This is a genomic window from Streptomyces sp. NPDC091371, from assembly GCF_040684275.1.
Taxonomy (GTDB): Bacteria; Actinomycetota; Actinomycetes; order Streptomycetales; family Streptomycetaceae; genus Streptomyces.
In genome coordinates this window covers 85,220-100,840 of the sequence record NZ_JBFBFP010000009.1, presented here as the reverse complement: position 1 = coordinate 100,840, position 15,621 = coordinate 85,220, and the positions used below count along the sequence as shown (strand labels likewise).

The following is a 15,621-nucleotide window of genomic DNA, read 5'->3' as shown; positions in this document are numbered from 1 at the left end:
CGTCATCGGGTGCTGCGCTCCTGGTTCAAGGGCCGGGGCCGGCCCAGCAGTTCGTGGTACAGACCGGTGACCGCGTCCGTGGTCCGCCGCACGTCGAAGTCGGTCCGGGCGTGCTGCCGGGCCTGCTCTCCGAGTTCGGCGAGCAGCCGCGGCTCGGCGAGCAGCCCTCCCAGGGCCTTGGCCAGGGCCGTCGGGTCCTCCGGCGGTACCAGGCACAGGCGTCCCTGGCCGGGCGGCAGGCTCTCGCGGGCCCCGCTGACGTCGGAGACCAGGACCGGGCGGCCACAGGCCATGGCTTCGAGCGGGGCGAGCGCCATGCCTTCCCACCGCGACGGCAGTACAACGAGATCGGCGGCCCGAAGCCACGGTCGGATGTCCGGGGCGGCTCCCGCGAAGATCACGCTCGTGCCGCAGGGCGCTGCCGCGCGGCGCAGCCGTTCGGTGTCGGGGCCGTCGCCGACGAGGGCGAGACGGGCCCCGGGCACGGTGCCCAGCAGCTCCGGCCAGGCGCGCAGCAGCACGTCCTGGCCCTTCTGCTGGCAGAGCCGGCCCACGCAGACGGCGAGGGGCCCGTCACCCCGGAAGGCGGCGGGCAGCGGCAGTCCTGCGCGGGCCAGGGCCTTGTCCTGGCCGGGGTCGGGCGCGCCGGGGCGGAAGTGGTCCAGGTCGACGCCGTTGCGGATCACCGACCAGCGGGCGGTGATCCCCTCGCCCTCACCCGCGCGGCGCTCCGCCTCGCTGACGCAGAGCACCCGGTCGGCCCAGCGGGCCCCGTACCTCTCCCAGCGCAGCGCGAGGGCGGCGGTGGCCCCGCCGACGGCGTCGAAGGACCAGGCGTGGGGCTGGAAGACGGTGGGTACGGCGCCGCGCGCGGCGAGCCGCCCGGCCAGTCCCGCCTTGGCGCTGTGGGCGTGCAGCAGGTCGGGCCGTACGCGGCGCAGCAGCCGCCGGGCGCCCAGGACTTCGGCGGGCAGCCCGGGCCCGGGGGCCCGCCCGGCGCGCCAGGCGAGCACCTCGGCGCCGGCGTCCCGGGCGGCGTCGGCGAGGACGCCGCCGCGCGGGCAGCCGACGACGGTGCGCAGGCCTTCGGCGGTCTGGGCGCGGACGAGGTCGGTGACGACCCTGGCCACACCGCCGTCGACGGGCTGGACGAGGTGGAGGACGGTGGTGGGCCGTTCGGCCCGTGGCTGTGTGGGCACGTGGAGTGCTCCTACGTTCAGCGGCGCGCGTCTGTCTGAACGAAGAGCACACCGAGGAAATGACCCTGACTTTCGCCCGTGAACGTGAAGTTCAGGCTGCGGGCGCCACCGGACAGGGCGGGACTCAGGTCGAACACGTCCGCGTCATATCCGAGATTGTTAATATGTTCGGGCTGTCGCACGAACGAGTGATCCCCGAATTCCGTGACCGTGGAATTCATAACATCATTAAAAGGATTTTCTGCATCGCCGAGGACCACCCGCCGCCCGCTGTCGGACGTCACGGTGAGTGAGTCCCCGAGGACCCCCCGGTCCCCGTCGTAACCGACCAGCCCGACCTTCCCCGCGGCCCCGGGCGGCGCCTGCAGGCCCTCGATCCCGACGACCCCGCCGCCGGCCCGGGCGGCCGGCGCCTCGAAGCCGTCCCACAGCGAGATCCGGCGCAGCGGCTCCTTCGGGTGCTCATAGGCGACGACCAGGGTCCAGCCGCCCCAGGCCCCCACCTCGGAGTGGCCCATGGCGACGTTCAGCTGGGACACCGTCCACATCCCGGCCCCGCCCTTGCGCACCAGCGGGGTCACGTCGGCGGAGGCCTGGTAGGCGTCGCTGCCCGCGTCGGCGCGGTGGCCGATCACCGTGTCGGCGAGGACCTCCTTGTAGGCCCCGCCCGGCTCGGCGACCAGCACGCGGCCGTTGTCCCGCGGCGGCTTCTGCTCGCCCACCCGCAGGTTCCCGCCCCAGTAGAGCCGGGCGTACGAGACCTTCGAGCCCTGCGGGACCTTGAGCTCGGCCCGGGTGGAGTTGTAGGTGTCCGGGTCCGTGTCGACCTCGCTGTAGAACATCTCGAAGTCGCCGTTGACCCCCGCCGCCCCCCGCTTGACGTCGGCGCACGGCTCGGCCTCCGGGGACTGCTCCTTGCGGCAGCCGATGGCGGAGTTGGACGCCCGGACCAGCCCGCCGTGCTGCACGGCCTGATAACGCTCGGTGAACGCGACCCGGGGCAGCTCTTTCGGAGAAGGGGCGCCCGAAGCGGGCGAAGCGGAAAGCGTGAGGCAGGACAGCAAGCCGAGCGTGCCGAGGATTCTGCGGGAGGAACCCATGATCCTGTCTCCACTTTCGATCACCGTGCCAAAACAGGAGTGCACTTTGTCAGAAATCGGGCTGGAAATCACGTCGGACTCGCCCGTACGGCCTTTCGGGCGATAACGCGCACCCTCCGGACCGGCGGGTCGTTATGGCTTGCACCATTGTTCGAACCGAAAGGAATTACGGAGATGAAGAAGAGGCTGGTGCGCGGCACCACCATGGCCGTCGCGGGCGTCGCCATGCTGATGGGCGGCGCGGGCCTCGCCTCCGCGCACGGCGGGGGAGGCGCCACGGCGGACGGCTTCACCGGCGAGTCCCCCGGCGTCCTGAGCGGCAACCTGGGCCAGGTCCCGGTACACGTCCCGATCAACGCCTGCGGCAACACCGTCAACGTGATCGCCCTGCTGAACCCGGCGTTCGGCAACACCTGCGTGAACGCCTGACCGTCAACCGTGCCGCCCGAAACGGCTGCATCCGGGTGAAGCCACGCAACCCGAACCGGGGCCTGGCCGTTGATCCGGGTGCTCCACTACCGGGCAATCCTGCAAATAAGGGACGACAATGATCAAGAAGATGATGGCCTCGGCCGCGGTTGCCGCCTCGGTCGTGGGCATGGGCGCGGCCATGGCGCCGCAGGCGATGGCGATCGGCAACGACAACGGCATCAACACCGTGAACGGCAACGGCGCCTCGCAGATCTACGGCAACCAGGCCACCTACGGCAACATGAGCCCGCAGATGGCACTGATCCAGGGCTCCTTCAACAAGCCCTGCATCGCCCTGCCCGCCAAGGCCAACGTCCAGTCCGTGCTGGCCCTGGTCAACGTCGGCGTCCAGGACATCCCGGTCCTGTCCAGCCCGCAGAACCAGCAGTGCACCGAGAACTCCACCCAGGCCAAGGGTGACGAGGCCCTCTCGCACATCCTCAGCAACATCCCGGTGCTCTCCGGCAACGCCTCCGCCGGCAGCTGACCGAGCCCGGCCCGCGAGGCCGTCGCACCTTCGGGTCGCGGCGGCCTCGCCGCGTGTGAACTACCGAAAAACATCTCCATAAATCCAGCGGAGAACTGGAACCAGAATTCGAGCAGGGCATCGGAGTGAAATACCGGGCCATCGCCGAAAATCTGTGGTTTCTTTTCCTCCGACCGCTCGTTGTTAATTCTGCAGTGGATACGCCTCTGCGGGAAGGATCGAAATCAAATGACGTACAAGAAGGCAGTGGTGCTGGCCGCCGGCGCTCTGATGGCAGCCGGTGCCGCCTCCCCCGCCATGGCCGACGCGGCCGCCGACGGCAAGGCCGTGGGCTCCCCGGGCGTCCTCTCCGGCAACCTGCTCCAGGTCCCGGTGCACGTCCCGGTCAACGTCTGCGGCAACACCGTCAACGTGATCGCCCTGCTGAACCCGGCGTTCGGCAACACCTGCGTCAACGCCTGACGAAGCTCTTGTGCCCGCAAGGGCAACCTCCTCGGGGTGGCCTCGGAGTGCACGGCGGTGCACTCCGAGGCCACCTTCGATTCAGCACCGGCGCAGCGCCGGTAGACAGGGAAGGACCCATGCGACAGGTACTGAGCCGACAGGTACTGGGCAAGGGGATGCTCACGGCGGCAGCCGCGTCGAGTCTGCTGTCGATCGCGACCGGTGCGGCCTACGCACACCCCGGAGCGACGGCCGAGGCCTCGCATTCGCCGGGCGTACTGGCCGGCAACAGCGTCTCGGTACCGATCACCTTCGCGCCGAACGTGTGCGGCAACAGCGTGGACGCCGGAGCGGGACTCAACCCCGCGATGGGCAACACGTGCGCCACCACGACCGGCTCGCACAGCGATGACGAGTACGACTACTCGCGCTACCTCAGCCCCGAGAACGCCGAGGCCCTCGAGCGCCACCTCGACGCGCGCGAGGCCCGGCACCGGGTGCCGGAACAGCGCCAGGAGTCCCCCCGGAACCAGTACGAACACCCGGACCAGCAGGACCGGCGAGACCAGCCGGATCGTCGGGACCACCGCGACGAGGGCGGCTACGGCGGCTCCGAAGAGCAGCCGCCGGGCGAGGAGGAGTGCGACGACCACCCCCAGCCCCGGCCCGAGGCGGAACACCCGGCCCCCGCACCGCATCCGGCTCCCCCCGCTCCCGCTCCCCCGCAGCCGGCCCCGGCCCCGGTCGAGGAGGCCCCCAAGCCGCTCCCCGCCCCCGCGCCGGTCCCGGTCCCGGAGGCACCCGTCGAGCAGGCCCCCGCGCCGACTCCGGCCCCGGCTCCCGAGGCCCCGGTCGAGGAAGCCCCCGCCCCGCTCCCGGCGCCCGCACCGGCCCCCGAGGCCCCCGAGGCCCCCGCGCCGCTCCCCGCTCCGGCGCCCGTACCGGCCCCGGCCGAGGAGGCTCCGCAGCCGCTCCCCGCCCCGGCACCGCAGGCCCCCGCCCCCACGCCCGACGTGGAGGAGGCGCCCGCGCCCCGGCCGCCGCACGGGAGCCAGCCCGTGGACCGGCCCGCCGACCAGCCGCCGGCCGCCCCCGCGGGTGACGTCCCCGTACACCTGCCCCCGGCCCCCGCCCCGGCTCCGGCTCCGCAGGCCCCCGCGCCCGCGCCCGTTCCCGTACCGGCGCAGCTGACCGCGCCCGTGCTGGCCGAGACCGGTGCGGGTCAGCCGGCGGCCGCGGCGGCCCTCGCGTCGGCCCTGATCCTGGGCGGCGCCATTCTGTACCGGCGCTCGCGGATCGCCTGACCGGCAATACCGGTAATCAGAAGAAATACCGGCCGGAGAATCCATCATCGGATTCTCCGGCCGCTGTCATGACCACACCCCGCACCGCGCCCTTCCGCGTTTCCGTACCGGCGGGCGATCGTTACGCAGGGCGAAAGCGGCGACGCGACGGTCGCCGCCGACGCCTCTGCCCACGAGAAAAGAAGAGGATTTCGACAATGAAGCTCTCGAAGGTCGCCGCTGTCGTCGTCGGCTCCGTAGCCGCCCTCGGCGCCTCCGCCCCCGCCTTCGCCGCCGATGCCCCGGCCGCGGCGATGCCCCCGATGAGCCTGACCAGCGGGGCGACGGAGGTGCTGAACGCCGCCAACTCCGTCTCCGAGTCCTCCCCGCAGACCGTGGGCAACGCGCTGGCCGAGCAGGGCGACGCCGTCAACAAGGTCGTCGGCACGGCCCAGAAGGTCAACAAGGTCCGCAACGACGTGCCGGGCACGGTCCTCGGCCTCGCGAACGGCGCCACCCAGGCGTCCCCCATGCTCGGCGGCATCGACCTCAACGGCGGTCAGGGCTGAGCCGCCCGGAGACGACTGTGGGCGCCACCGGCAAGGCCGGGGCGCCCACAGTCGGTTGAGCCGTCCTGCCGCCGACGTCAGTCGTTGACGCAGACGTTGCCGAACGCGGGGTTCAGCGCGCCGATGACGTTCACGGAGTTGCCGCAGACGTTGATCGGGATGTGGATCGGGACCTGGCCGAGGTTGCCCGAGAGGACACCGGGGGAACCCGCGGCCACGCCGTCGGCCGACGAGTCGGCCATGGCGGAGCCGGCGGCACCGGCCGCAGCGAGACCAGCGGTGGCCAGGACCAGGGCGGCCTTCTTGGCAGAGTTCATGGGGAGTGCACCTTCTGTTCGATGTTCTGCCCCGATCCGGGGCTCACATCGAGCGAAACGGCCCACCTTCCCCGACGACACGGTCTCGCGCGAGATCAGACCTGTTCAGCTCAACGGCCGTGGCCGCGCGCGGGTCCGGTCCGTCCTGCGCTACCAGAGGTCGGGGATCTCGGGGATGTCCGGGATCTCGGGGATCTCGGGGATCTCCGGGACCTCGGGCGCGAGTTCCGCCGGCGGTGCGAGCGGGGCCGCCGGCACTGCGGGCGCGATCCCGTCGATCGGCGGGAGCTCCGGCAGCTTGGGGATGATGCCGGACAGGTCCGGGAGTTTGAGGTCCGGGAGCTTCGGCAGCTGGATCGGCGGCAGCGTCAGCCCGCCGGGCAGCAGGCCCCCCACCGACTTGAGGAGGTCCTCGAGGGTCTTGGTGAGGCCGGCGAGGAGGTCGTCGATCGGGCCGGCGGCCGCGGCCCGGCTCTCCACCTCCTCGATCTGCCGCTGGACGGCCGCCGCTCGCTTGTCGAGCGCGCCGGCGCCCGCACCGTCCGCGGCGCCCGCGGGGGCGGCCGCGCCGGTCAGTATGACGACGGCGAGGGCCGACGGGACGATCATGCGGGCGCGGGACGGCTTGGTGCGGTGCATGGGTGTTCCTTCTGGTGGTGGCATACAAGCGGACCAGAGCGATCCGCTTCCTCACTCACCGTGCGAACACCTCGCACGGAGCGCAACCGGATCTTGAACGGCTGAGGGGTGCGTACGGGCTTCGCGCACGCGTCCGCAGAAGCCTCACCCCCTCCGGGGAAAAGACCTCGGCACGCGGGCCGTTTGAGTGAAGGACCGGAACCAACCCCCCGGCAGGGCAGTTGACCAGGGCGCTCCATCAGCGGGCACTCGTGCGACAAAAGGATCAAGATGTTCAAGAAGTTCATGACCGCCGCCGCGGTCTCCGCCGTTGCGGTCGGCGCGGGCGCCGCTGCCGCTGCCCCGGCCATGGCCATCGGCAACGACAACGGCATCAACACCATCAACGGCAACGGTGCCACGCAGATCTACGGCAACCAGAAGACCCACGGCGACCAGAGCCCGCAGCTCGGCCTGGTCCAGGGCACCCTGAACAAGCCCTGCATCGGCCTGCCGGCGAAGGTCAACGCCCAGTCCCTGGTCGCCCTGGTCAACGTCGGTGTCCAGGACATCAACGTCCTGTCCAACCCGCAGAACCAGCAGTGCACCGAGAACTCCACCCAGGCCAAGGGCGACGAGCCGCTCTCGCACATCCTGGACAACATCCCGGTCCTCTCGGGCAACGGCTCCGTCGGCAGCTGATCTCCTCCCCCGGACTTCGTCCGGGGGAACCCCGCCCGCGTAGAGCGACGAGGGCCCCGGCAGCGTCCAGCTGCCGGGGCCCTCGCGCGTCCCGCCGTACGCGGCGGGGTCATCCGGTCCAGAAGTCCCACCACCGGGTGAGGATCAGCATCCCGATCACCCCGGTGTGCAGGGCGGGCGGGGCCCAGCCGAACTCGTCGAAGAAGCCGCGCACCGGGCCGGGTGCGGGCAGTGCGCCCGTACGGACGTTGTGCGCGGTGACCGCCCAGAACATCAGCAGGGTCGCCAACCAGGCCAGGCAGCACCACAGGCAGAGCGCGTTGATCTCGTAGAGGGACTGGATCATCAGCCAGGTGCAGAAGCCGACGCCGAAGAGCGTTCCCGCGTGCAGGCCGAGCCAGAACCAGCCGCGGTAGCGGGCGCCGGCCAGCAGGCCCGCGGCGACGCACACCACGACGGCGTAGGAAACCAGCCCGAGCATGGGGTTGGGGAAGCCGAACGCCGCCGCCTGCTCGCTCTGCATCACGCTGCCGCAGGAGACCACCGGGTTGAGGCTGCACGCCGGTTTGAAGTCGGGGTCCTCCAGCAGGAGGAACTTGTCGAGGGTGATCACCCAGGAGGCGAGCAGTCCGGCCGCCCCGGTGAGGGCCAGCAGCCAGGCCAGGCCCTTCGGAGCGGCTCCCGCGGCCTGCGGTCCGCCCTCGTGTCGACTGCCGGGCCTTTCCTGCTGGCGCGGGACGCCCACTGTATTCGTTGCCATGCGGGCCATCGTCCCGCGCTCCACCACAGACCGGGCCGAACCATGCCTCTTCGTACGCAAGTTGACCTGAAGGGGTGGCGGGAACCACGGTTGGTTCCCGGACGTTTTACCGAAGCCCGGACGTTATGTCAGAGCCAGGGGCTACGTTGAGCTCCCGCGAAGTGACAAGCTGCGACGGCCTGGAGACCCACCTTGAGCGATCCGTACGAGACAACCGAGGCGCACCTCGACCGACTCCTCGGCCGCACCCTCAACTCCTTCGACCTGCCCGACCGGTTGGTCGAGCGCCTGGGCACGGCCCTCGCCCACAGCTCTTCGCTGTACACCACCCACCACAGCCCGGCGACGGGGGTGTGGCGCGAGACGCACCGGCACACCTACCTGCTGGCGGACGGCGGTTCGGTCTCCCTGTGGGAGCTCTCCTACCGGCTGGGCGAGCGCGACCGCACGGTCCGGCACGAGGTCTTCGCGAGCAAGGCGGAGACCTGCCTGGCCGTGGCCCGGCTGTTCGGCGCGGCCGCGGCCGACACGGCGCTGGAGCCGGCGCTGCTGCCGGGCGACGATCACCCGGAGAACGACGTCGCCGTGCTGAGCGCGCTCTTCGCGGCCTCGGCGTCGGCGCAGCGGCACCGGGAGTACGCGGTGGAGCAGTCCGCCGACCACGCCCGGCGGGTGCTGCGCCGCGCGGAGAACGCGGACCGGCCCGGCGAGCGGGTCGCGTCGCTGCTGCGGTCGGCGTACGCGCACCACATCACGCAGGCGTTCGGCACCCGGCAGTGCCGCCTCGACGGGCGGGACGCGGGCTTCAGCCTCTACGAGCACGCCTTCGTCCTGCTGGACGGTACGGAGTTCAGCCTGTGGGAGGTCGAGCACACGGCGACGCCGGACGGGCGGCACATGTGCGAGGTGTACGAGAGCGAGGCGGCGGCGCGCGGAGCGATGGAGCTGCGCGCGCGGGTGCGGTGACATCGCCGATCCGTGCGGCGCCAAACGGCGAACGACGAACGGGGAACGACGAACGGCCCACCGGACAATCCGGCGGGCCGTTCGCGCAAGCGGCGGAAATCGGAGGCGTCTATTCTCCGGCGACTCGATAGTCGTTGCGCCGCCGCCTGACGGACGCCGCGTAGGTGAACAGCGACACCCCGATGATCCCGATGCTGAGGACGAAAAACAGCAGGGCGACGTCCTCCACCTTGGTCAGCGCGTAAACGATGCCCGCGAGCACCACGCAGACCCCCAGGCCCTTGAGGGGATTCATTACTCTCCTTGGTTCATTTCCAGGCGGAAACCCGGGTCACGTACGACTTGACGAGGGACGAGACGAGCCAATAGGTCCGGACCACGGTGTACACGAGCTCCGGAAGCAGCGAGGCTTCGACGAGCATTGCCTTCCAGCCGAGATTCCGTACCCGGAGAGCGGGATAGACGATCCAGAAGCCGACGAGGACGAGGAAGACGGGCTGGGCGGAGAAGCCGTGCTTCGCGGCCAGCCACAGCTGCGAGGTCCCCCATCCCAGAACGTAGGCGGATCCGAGGAGCGCCAGAATCATCGTGCAGATGGAGTGCCAGGTGAATTTCGTCCAGCCGCGGGCGCGCAGGGTGTCCACGGTGCCCCGGCTCCACCGCTCACGCTGCTGGATGAGTTCGCGCAGCGTGGGCATCAGGTCGGTGTACGCAATGCAGAGCTGGTTGGCGGTCACCTTCCAGCCGGACTCTTTGAGCGCCAGGGTCGTCTCGTAGTCCTCGACGAGATTGGCGTGATCCTCCCAGAAGACCTCGCCCCGCCAGTCGAGCAGGCTCTGCAGGGCCTCCGACCGGTAGAAGGAGCCGGCCCCGGACATGGTGTGGACGTCCTTGCGGTACCGGGAGTTGGCGGCCCGGCCGTACTCGATGATCTGCATGCCGAGGAGGTAGCGCTGCCACGGGTTGCGCCACAGCCCGGTACGGCCGAGGCAGGCGGCGCTGACGCCGCCGAGCTCGGGGTCCGAGGAGATGACGTTGCGGGCCCGCTCGATGAACTTCGGGTGCAGCTCCGTGTCGGCGTCCATGACCAGGACGTGCCGAACCGCGCTGGTCAGCCGCCCGCCGAGGGCTTCCCGGAGCCAGCCGAGGCCGTAGTTGAGGGCCCCCGCCTTCTTGTGCGGGTTGTCGGGGAGGTCCAGGACGACCGTCGGCGGCGTGCGCTCGTCGTCCGCGAACTGCTGCGCGAAGTCGAAGGTGCGGTCGGTCGAGTTGTTGACCACCACGATGATGAGGTCGGGGCGCCGGGTCTGGCCGGCGAGCGACTCCAGCGACGTGAGGACCCCGAGCTCCTCGTTCCGCGCGGGCACGAGGATGACGGTGTCGTACAGCGTCTCGTCGCCCGCGGTGTCGGGCGCGCCCCGGCCTCTGCGGTGCCGGCTGCGCGAAGCCGCGCGCGCCGTTTGGGCGTGCGAGCCGCGCGCGCGGCGGGCACGCCGACGCTCGATAGTGCCTGACAAGGCGTACTCCCCCATTAACGTTCACACGCAAAAGCCGGCGTCTGGCGCCGAGCTTGCGATCCCCCACGGAGAAGTTACAGCAGACCCGTTTTGGCATCACTGGCCAGTTCCGGTCATTCGGTGAATTCGCGGGGCACTTTCGGTCGACTGCACGCCGTTTCCATCTGACAAAACGTGACAAGATCGACATCCAAGTACCGCGGAATCAGGCGGGCGTGACCTTGAACACGTATCCGGCTCTCGGAGAGTCGACGGTTACGATGACGCGGAATCGGAGCCGTCCACACATGCGATGCGAAGCGGATTCATTCCATCCTGTTCTTTCGTCCCACCAAGGAGCCGTTTCGTGAGCCGTGCCCGCCGCAACTCTCGCCGCCGCGGGGGGACCGTGCTCAAACTGCTGCTCCTTCTTGTCGTGCTCATCGCAGGTGCAGGAGCTTGGTTCCTCTACCCCAAATTCCGCTCTGCTGAACCGGACCCCACGGGAATCGCCGTCCGGTACAAGAGCGAAGGACCGGCCTCGGGTGCAGTAGCCAAGCCCTGGCTGGAAGTTGTGAACAATTCCAAGGAGAGCGTGGCTCTCGTCAACGTGACTCTGCGGTACTACTTCAGCGCCGATGAAGGTTCCGCTTACGGCTCCAATTGCGTCCGGTCGGAGCTCGGGTGCACGAACGTCACCATGAAGATCACCGGGGTGGCGGCGCCGGGTCCCGGCACGAGCCACTACCTCGAGATCGGCTTCGCGGCCGGGGCCGGCAGCCTGGAGCCGGGCAAGAGCAGCAAGGGGATCGCGCTTCAGCTCTACCGGCTCGACCACAAGGACCTGAACCAGGCCGACGACCACTCCTTCAAGGCCAAGACCACCCGGTTCGCGTGGTCGAAGAAGGTGACCGCGTACGTCGGCGGCGCGCTCGCCTGGGGCGAGGAGCCCGCCGGCGCCGCCCCCGCCCCGGGGCAGGCGCCCGCACCGGCAGCGGCGGCGCCGCCGACAGGGCTCCTGTTCGACGCGTTCCGCTACAGCGGGCACGACGACCCGGCGCTCGTCAACAACGGCTGGAAGGTCCGCAGCGGCGAGGGCGGCCCGGGCATCGCCGACACCTGGGCGCCCCAGAACGTCACGTTCCCCGCCGACACCACCGCCCAGGGCGGCCAGGCCATGCTGCTCCGGTCCAGCACCGACGGCACCCCCGAGGGGACCAAACAGGCCGAGCTGCAGAGCGCCAAGCCCCAGTCCTTCACCGGAACCCTAGCCGCCCGGGTCTACCTCACCGACAAGCCCGTGAGCGGCCCCGCCGGCGACCACGTCGTCGAGACGTTCTTCGCGATCTCGCCCTCGGAATCCTCCTCCCAGTACAGCGAACTCGACTTCGAGTACACGCCGAACGGCGGATGGGGCGCACCGGGCCCCCGGCTCGACACCACGAGCTGGCGCGACGCCAAGAAGCCGGACCGGGTCACCCAGGCGCACAAGCGGAGCCTCCAGGGCTGGCACACCGTGGTGATCACCGCCATGAACGGGAAGGTCACTTACAACCTCGACGGGCGCGTGATCTTCACCAACGACAGCAAGTACTTCCCGCGCGAGCGCATGGGCATCCACTTCAGCAACTGGTTCATCGACCTCCCGCTGAAGGGGGCGCGCACCTGGGACATGCGGGTCAACTGGGCCTACTACCGGGCCGATGTGGCGGTGTCCCCGGCAGACGTGCAGAAGGCCGTCGACGGCTTCTATGCCAGTGGTACCAACTACGTCAACACCCTGCCCGCGTCCTGACCGTCACCCTGGTGACAGCGGGAGGTCCAGGGGCGGGTCCTGGGTGACGCGGACCGCGTCGGGGGTCAGGTCCGCGGGGGTCGGCATGGCGCTGCCGGGGAGCCGGACCGCGGCCGCGCCGTGGGCCAGGGCCGCGGCGAGGGCGGCCGGGCCGGTGCCTCCCGCGACGAGGAAGCCGGCCAGGGCGGCGTCGCCCGCCCCGACGTTGCTGCGGACCCGGTCCGCGGGGACGGGGGCGGTGCCGTGGTAGGTGCCTTCCGCGGTGACCAGGAGCTGGCCGTCGGCGCCCAGGGAGGCGAGTACCGCCCCGGCGCCCCGCGCGCGGAGCTCCTGCGCCGCCTCGGCCACGTCGCCCAGGGTGGCCAGCGGGCGGCCCACCGCGGCGGCCAGTTCGGAGGCGTTCGGCTTGATGACGTCGGGCCGGGCCGGGAGGGCCGCGAGCAGGGCCGGGCCCGAGGTGTCCAGGGCGATGCGGGTGCCCTGTTCGTGGGCGCCGGCGACCAGGTCGGCGTACCAGCGGGGGGCGAGGCCGCGCGGGAGGCTGCCGCAGCAGGCGATCCAGGAGGCGCCGCCGGAACTGCCGCGGACCGTCTCCAGGAGCAGGGCCGATTCCGCCGGGGAGAGTTCCGGACCGGGTGCGTTGATCTTGGTGAGGGTGCCGTCCGGTTCGGCGAGGGAGATGTTCGAGCGGGTCTGGCCGGCGATGGAGACCACGGTGACGTCCACGCCCTGGGCGCCCAGGAGTTCGGCGAGCAGGACGCCGGGGGCGCCGCCGAGCGGGAGGACCGCCGTCGTCGGGACGCCCGCGGCGGCCACCGCTCGGGAGACGTTGACCCCCTTGCCCCCGGGGTCGACCCGGTCGCCGGTGGCGCGCAGGACCTCGCCTCGGCCGAGCGAGGGGACCTCGTACGTCCGGTCGAGGGAGGGGTTGGGCGTGACGGTCAGGATCATACGAGCACAACTTCCGTACCGGCGGCCTCGATCGCCGTCTTGTGGGCGGGGTCGAGCCCCGTGTCCGTGATGAGCAGGTCGACGTCCGCGAACGAGCCGAAGCGCGCGAAGTGCTCCTGTCCGGCCTTCGCGGAGTCGGCGAGCAGGACGACGCGGCGGGCGGCGGCCACCGCGGCGCGTTTGACGGCGGCCTCGGCGAGGTCGGGGGTGGTCAGGCCGCCCGTGGCCGTGAAGCCGTTCGTCGCGAGGAAGAGGACGTCGGCGCGGATCTCGGCGTACGCGCGCAGCGCCCAGGCGTCGACGGCGGCGCGGGTGCGGTGGCGGACGCGGCCGCCGACGAGGTGGAGGTCGATGCCGGTGTGGTCGGCGAGCCGGGCGGCGACGGGCAGGGCGTGGGTGACCACGGTGAGGGCCGCGTCGACGGGGATGGCGGCCGCGAGGCGGGCGACGGTGCTGCCGGCGTCGAGGACGACGCTGCCGCCGTCGGGGAGTTCGGCGAGGGCGGCATCCGCGATGCGGTCCTTCTCGTCGGCGGCGGTGGTCTCGCGCTCCGTGAGGTCGGGTTCGAAGTCGAGTCGGCCGGCCGGGATGGCCCCGCCGTGCACGCGGCGGACGAGGCCGGCCCGGTCGAGGGCCTTGAGGTCGCGGCGTACGGTCTCGGCGGTGACCTGGAACCGGTCGGCGAGGGAGAGCACGTCGATCCGGCCCGCCTCGCGGGCGAGGCGGAGGATCTCCTGCCGGCGCTCCGGTGCGTACATGTGGGTTTACATCCGCTCAATGCCCGATTAGTTGGTTTTCCCCACCATACGCCTGGTTACGGGCGCGAACAAAGGAAAACGGACATGCCCGCCAGGAGAAGCGGGCACGTCCGTGAACCGGAGCCGAAGGATCCTAGGAGGCCGGGACCTTCTCGACCGCGGGCTCGGCGGGGCCGGCGTACTCCGAGCCGCCCTCGCGCTGCTCCATCGGGACCGGCTTGCGCGGCAGCAGGAACATCACCGCGAAGATCACGACGAGCACGGCCGCGACCCACCACAGTGCGGCGCGGAAGGCCTCGACGTACGGCGGGCCGAAGACCATGTCGTCGTCGATCAGCCCGAAGAAGACGACGGAGGTCAGCGCGAGGCCGAGCGCATTGCCCATCTGGCCGGTGGTGTTGATCAGGCCGGAGGCGGAGCCGGCGTGCTCGCGCGGCACCTCGGAGAGCGTGGTGTCGTTGAGCGGGGCCACGATCAGGCCCATGCCGATGCCCATCAGGATCAGCGGGGCCGCCATCTGCCAGGAGGCGATCCCCATGCCGTAGTGCTCGGACTCCCAGATGTAGAGGATCAGACCCGCGGCCATGATCAGCGCACCGGCCTGGAGCACCTTGCGGCCGAAGCGCGGCACGAGCTTGCCGACGGAGACGCCCGCGGCGGCCGAGACGGCGATGGAGAAGGGGATGCCGGTGAGGCCGGCCCGCAGGGCGCTCCAGCCGAGGCCCATCTGCATGTACAGCGTCCAGACCAGGAAGAAGATGCCGGTCGCGATGCCGAAGGTGAGCTGGACGGCGATACCGCCGGCGAAGCTCTTGACCCTGAAGAGGGAGAGCTCGACGAGCGGGGAGCCGTCCTTCTTGATCTTGTACTTCTCGTACGCGATGAACGCGGCGAAGACGAGCGGCGAGGCGAGCATGCAGACGAAGCCCCACAGCGGCCAGCCGTTCTCGCGGCCCTGGGTGAGCGGGAAGATCAGCATGACCAGGGCGAGGGTCGCGAGGACCACGCCGACGAGGTCGAGGCGCAGGGCCTTGGGTGCCTTGGACTCGCTGATGAAGAGGCGGCCCAGGATCACCGCCGCGATGCCGACCGGCAGGTTGATCAGGAAGATGGGGCGCCATTCGAGGCCGAAGAGGTTCCCCTCGGTGAGCAGTGCGCCGAGCATCGGGCCCGAGACCGCGGCGAGGCCCACGATCGCGCCGAACATGCCGAAGACCTTGCCGCGCTCGTGCGGCGGGAACGTGACGTGGATGATCGCCAGGACCTGCGGGACCATCAGGGCCGCCATGACGCCCTGGAGGAGGCGGGAGCCGACGAGCATGCCCGGGTTCGCGGCGATGCCGCAGAGCAGCGAGGCGATGGTGAAGCCGGCGACGCCGACGAGGAAGACCCGCTTGCGGCCGTAGATGTCACCGAGACGGCCGCCGGTGATCAGGCCGGCGGCGAAGGCGAGGGCGTAGCCGGCGGTGATCCACTGGATCGCGCTGGTGGAGGCACCGAGGTGCTCGCGCATGCTGGGGATGGCTATGTTGACGATCGTGACGTCGACCAGGTCCATGAAGGTCGCGGTCATCACGATGGCGAGCGCCAGCCAGCGGCGGCGGTCTGTGCCGGGTGCTTCCGTAGCTGCTGTCCGCTCTTCTCGTACGGGCCCGTTCGCTCTCTCGGGCGATGTCTTGGACGTCTCGGTGCTCATGAGGAGAAA

The 15,621-nt window shown here is 70.8% G+C and carries 18 protein-coding genes; 8 read left to right on the top strand and 10 right to left on the bottom strand.

The genetic code is table 11. From position 1 onward, the window contains the following. Positions 1-2 precede the first annotated feature (2 nt). Both AB0O21_RS13330 and AB0O21_RS13325 read right to left on the bottom strand, forming a co-directional pair. A complete protein-coding gene (locus tag AB0O21_RS13330; protein WP_365170326.1) occupies positions 3-1,199 on the bottom strand; it encodes a glycosyltransferase in 1,197 nt (398 codons plus the stop codon). A gap of 17 nt (positions 1,200-1,216) precedes the next feature. Further along, entirely contained in the window at positions 1,217-2,299 is a 1,083-nt protein-coding gene (locus AB0O21_RS13325) for a DUF3344 domain-containing protein (RefSeq protein WP_365170323.1), read from the bottom strand. A 174-nt stretch (positions 2,300-2,473) separates the two neighbouring features. Here AB0O21_RS13325 and AB0O21_RS13320 point away from each other — a divergent pair, with 174 nt between their 5' ends. From AB0O21_RS13320 to AB0O21_RS13300, 5 genes are all read left to right on the top strand, one after another. Beyond that, positions 2,474-2,728: a chaplin gene (locus tag AB0O21_RS13320; protein ID WP_365170320.1), complete on the top strand. Its 255-nt coding sequence runs from the start codon at positions 2,474-2,476 to the stop codon at positions 2,726-2,728. A gap of 118 nt (positions 2,729-2,846) precedes the next feature. Continuing rightward, on the top strand, positions 2,847-3,257 hold the full coding sequence (locus AB0O21_RS13315; RefSeq protein WP_365170317.1) for a rodlin: 411 nt from the start codon (positions 2,847-2,849) through the stop codon (positions 3,255-3,257). Between the two features lie 228 nt (positions 3,258-3,485). Beyond that, positions 3,486-3,719, top strand: coding sequence for a chaplin (locus AB0O21_RS13310; RefSeq protein WP_365170314.1), 234 nt, complete (start codon positions 3,486-3,488; stop codon positions 3,717-3,719). Positions 3,720-3,838: 119 nt separating this feature from the next. Continuing rightward, on the top strand, positions 3,839-5,005 hold the full coding sequence (locus tag AB0O21_RS13305) for a chaplin (protein WP_365170311.1): 1,167 nt from the start codon (positions 3,839-3,841) through the stop codon (positions 5,003-5,005). Positions 5,006-5,202: 197 nt separating this feature from the next. Further along, positions 5,203-5,553: a hypothetical protein gene (locus AB0O21_RS13300; protein ID WP_365170309.1), complete on the top strand. Its 351-nt coding sequence runs from the start codon at positions 5,203-5,205 to the stop codon at positions 5,551-5,553. Between the two features lie 77 nt (positions 5,554-5,630). Here the strand turns inward: AB0O21_RS13300 and AB0O21_RS13295 are convergent, their stop codons facing one another. Together AB0O21_RS13295 and AB0O21_RS13290 are read right to left on the bottom strand one after the other, a co-directional pair. Beyond that, positions 5,631-5,870 (bottom strand): chaplin, encoded by a 240-nt coding sequence (locus tag AB0O21_RS13295; protein ID WP_365170306.1) that lies wholly within the window; start codon positions 5,868-5,870, stop codon positions 5,631-5,633. Positions 5,871-6,020: 150 nt separating this feature from the next. Further along, complete coding sequence (locus AB0O21_RS13290) at positions 6,021-6,509, bottom strand: hypothetical protein (protein ID WP_365170303.1); 489 nt, start codon at positions 6,507-6,509, stop codon at positions 6,021-6,023. A 270-nt stretch (positions 6,510-6,779) separates the two neighbouring features. Here AB0O21_RS13290 and AB0O21_RS13285 point away from each other — a divergent pair, with 270 nt between their 5' ends. Beyond that, positions 6,780-7,190: a rodlin gene (locus tag AB0O21_RS13285; RefSeq protein WP_365170300.1), complete on the top strand. Its 411-nt coding sequence runs from the start codon at positions 6,780-6,782 to the stop codon at positions 7,188-7,190. Positions 7,191-7,299: 109 nt separating this feature from the next. Here the strand turns inward: AB0O21_RS13285 and AB0O21_RS13280 are convergent, their stop codons facing one another. Next, positions 7,300-7,950 carry a vitamin K epoxide reductase family protein gene (locus AB0O21_RS13280; RefSeq protein ID WP_365170297.1) on the bottom strand — a complete coding sequence of 217 codons (651 nt, stop codon included), beginning with the start codon at positions 7,948-7,950 and terminating at the stop codon, positions 7,300-7,302. Positions 7,951-8,142: 192 nt separating this feature from the next. Between AB0O21_RS13280 and AB0O21_RS13275 the strand changes: the two genes are divergently transcribed. Continuing rightward, complete coding sequence (locus AB0O21_RS13275) at positions 8,143-8,916, top strand: DUF6227 family protein (protein ID WP_365170294.1); 774 nt, start codon at positions 8,143-8,145, stop codon at positions 8,914-8,916. 109 nt (positions 8,917-9,025) lie between these two features. Here AB0O21_RS13275 and AB0O21_RS13270 read toward each other — a convergent pair whose 3' ends face one another. Together AB0O21_RS13270 and AB0O21_RS13265 are read right to left on the bottom strand one after the other, a co-directional pair. Then, positions 9,026-9,211: a hypothetical protein gene (locus AB0O21_RS13270; protein ID WP_365170291.1), complete on the bottom strand. Its 186-nt coding sequence runs from the start codon at positions 9,209-9,211 to the stop codon at positions 9,026-9,028. Positions 9,212-9,224: 13 nt separating this feature from the next. Next, a complete protein-coding gene (locus AB0O21_RS13265; protein ID WP_365170288.1) occupies positions 9,225-10,433 on the bottom strand; it encodes a glycosyltransferase family 2 protein in 1,209 nt (402 codons plus the stop codon). A gap of 346 nt (positions 10,434-10,779) precedes the next feature. Here AB0O21_RS13265 and AB0O21_RS13260 point away from each other — a divergent pair, with 346 nt between their 5' ends. After that, on the top strand, positions 10,780-12,207 hold the full coding sequence (locus AB0O21_RS13260) for a cellulose binding domain-containing protein (protein ID WP_365170285.1): 1,428 nt from the start codon (positions 10,780-10,782) through the stop codon (positions 12,205-12,207). 3 nt (positions 12,208-12,210) lie between these two features. Here AB0O21_RS13260 and pfkB read toward each other — a convergent pair whose 3' ends face one another. The 3 genes from pfkB to AB0O21_RS13245 form a co-directional block, all read right to left on the bottom strand. Further along, entirely contained in the window at positions 12,211-13,158 is a 948-nt protein-coding gene (gene pfkB, locus AB0O21_RS13255; RefSeq protein ID WP_365170282.1) for a 1-phosphofructokinase, read from the bottom strand. Continuing rightward, positions 13,155-13,916 (bottom strand): DeoR/GlpR family DNA-binding transcription regulator, encoded by a 762-nt coding sequence (locus AB0O21_RS13250; protein ID WP_365170280.1) that lies wholly within the window; start codon positions 13,914-13,916, stop codon positions 13,155-13,157. Before AB0O21_RS13250 ends, pfkB begins: the two co-directional genes overlap by 4 nt. 133 nt (positions 13,917-14,049) lie before the next feature. After that, the gene (locus AB0O21_RS13245) at positions 14,050-15,612 is read right to left on the bottom strand and encodes an MFS transporter (protein WP_365170277.1); all 1,563 of its coding nucleotides are present in this window, start codon (positions 15,610-15,612) and stop codon (positions 14,050-14,052) included. Positions 15,613-15,621: the final 9 nt, after the last annotated feature.

Bases quoted from the DNA above. Each gene is read 5' to 3' on its own strand.
- AB0O21_RS13325 (WP_365170323.1), bottom strand. From the start codon at position 2,299: ATGGGTTCCTCCCGCAGAATCCTCGGCACGCTCGGCTTGCTGTCCTGC.
- AB0O21_RS13320 (WP_365170320.1), top strand. From the start codon at position 2,474: ATGAAGAAGAGGCTGGTGCGCGGCACCACCATGGCCGTCGCGGGCGTC.
- AB0O21_RS13315 (WP_365170317.1), top strand. From the start codon at position 2,847: ATGATCAAGAAGATGATGGCCTCGGCCGCGGTTGCCGCCTCGGTCGTG.
- AB0O21_RS13310 (WP_365170314.1), top strand. From the start codon at position 3,486: ATGACGTACAAGAAGGCAGTGGTGCTGGCCGCCGGCGCTCTGATGGCA.
- AB0O21_RS13305 (WP_365170311.1), top strand. From the start codon at position 3,839: ATGCGACAGGTACTGAGCCGACAGGTACTGGGCAAGGGGATGCTCACG.
- AB0O21_RS13300 (WP_365170309.1), top strand. From the start codon at position 5,203: ATGAAGCTCTCGAAGGTCGCCGCTGTCGTCGTCGGCTCCGTAGCCGCC.
- AB0O21_RS13295 (WP_365170306.1), bottom strand. From the start codon at position 5,870: ATGAACTCTGCCAAGAAGGCCGCCCTGGTCCTGGCCACCGCTGGTCTC.
- AB0O21_RS13290 (WP_365170303.1), bottom strand. From the start codon at position 6,509: ATGCACCGCACCAAGCCGTCCCGCGCCCGCATGATCGTCCCGTCGGCC.
- AB0O21_RS13285 (WP_365170300.1), top strand. From the start codon at position 6,780: ATGTTCAAGAAGTTCATGACCGCCGCCGCGGTCTCCGCCGTTGCGGTC.
- AB0O21_RS13280 (WP_365170297.1), bottom strand. From the start codon at position 7,950: ATGGCAACGAATACAGTGGGCGTCCCGCGCCAGCAGGAAAGGCCCGGC.
- AB0O21_RS13270 (WP_365170291.1), bottom strand. From the start codon at position 9,211: ATGAATCCCCTCAAGGGCCTGGGGGTCTGCGTGGTGCTCGCGGGCATC.
- pfkB (WP_365170282.1), bottom strand. From the start codon at position 13,158: ATGATCCTGACCGTCACGCCCAACCCCTCCCTCGACCGGACGTACGAG.
- AB0O21_RS13250 (WP_365170280.1), bottom strand. From the start codon at position 13,916: ATGTACGCACCGGAGCGCCGGCAGGAGATCCTCCGCCTCGCCCGCGAG.
- AB0O21_RS13245 (WP_365170277.1), bottom strand. From the start codon at position 15,612: ATGAGCACCGAGACGTCCAAGACATCGCCCGAGAGAGCGAACGGGCCC.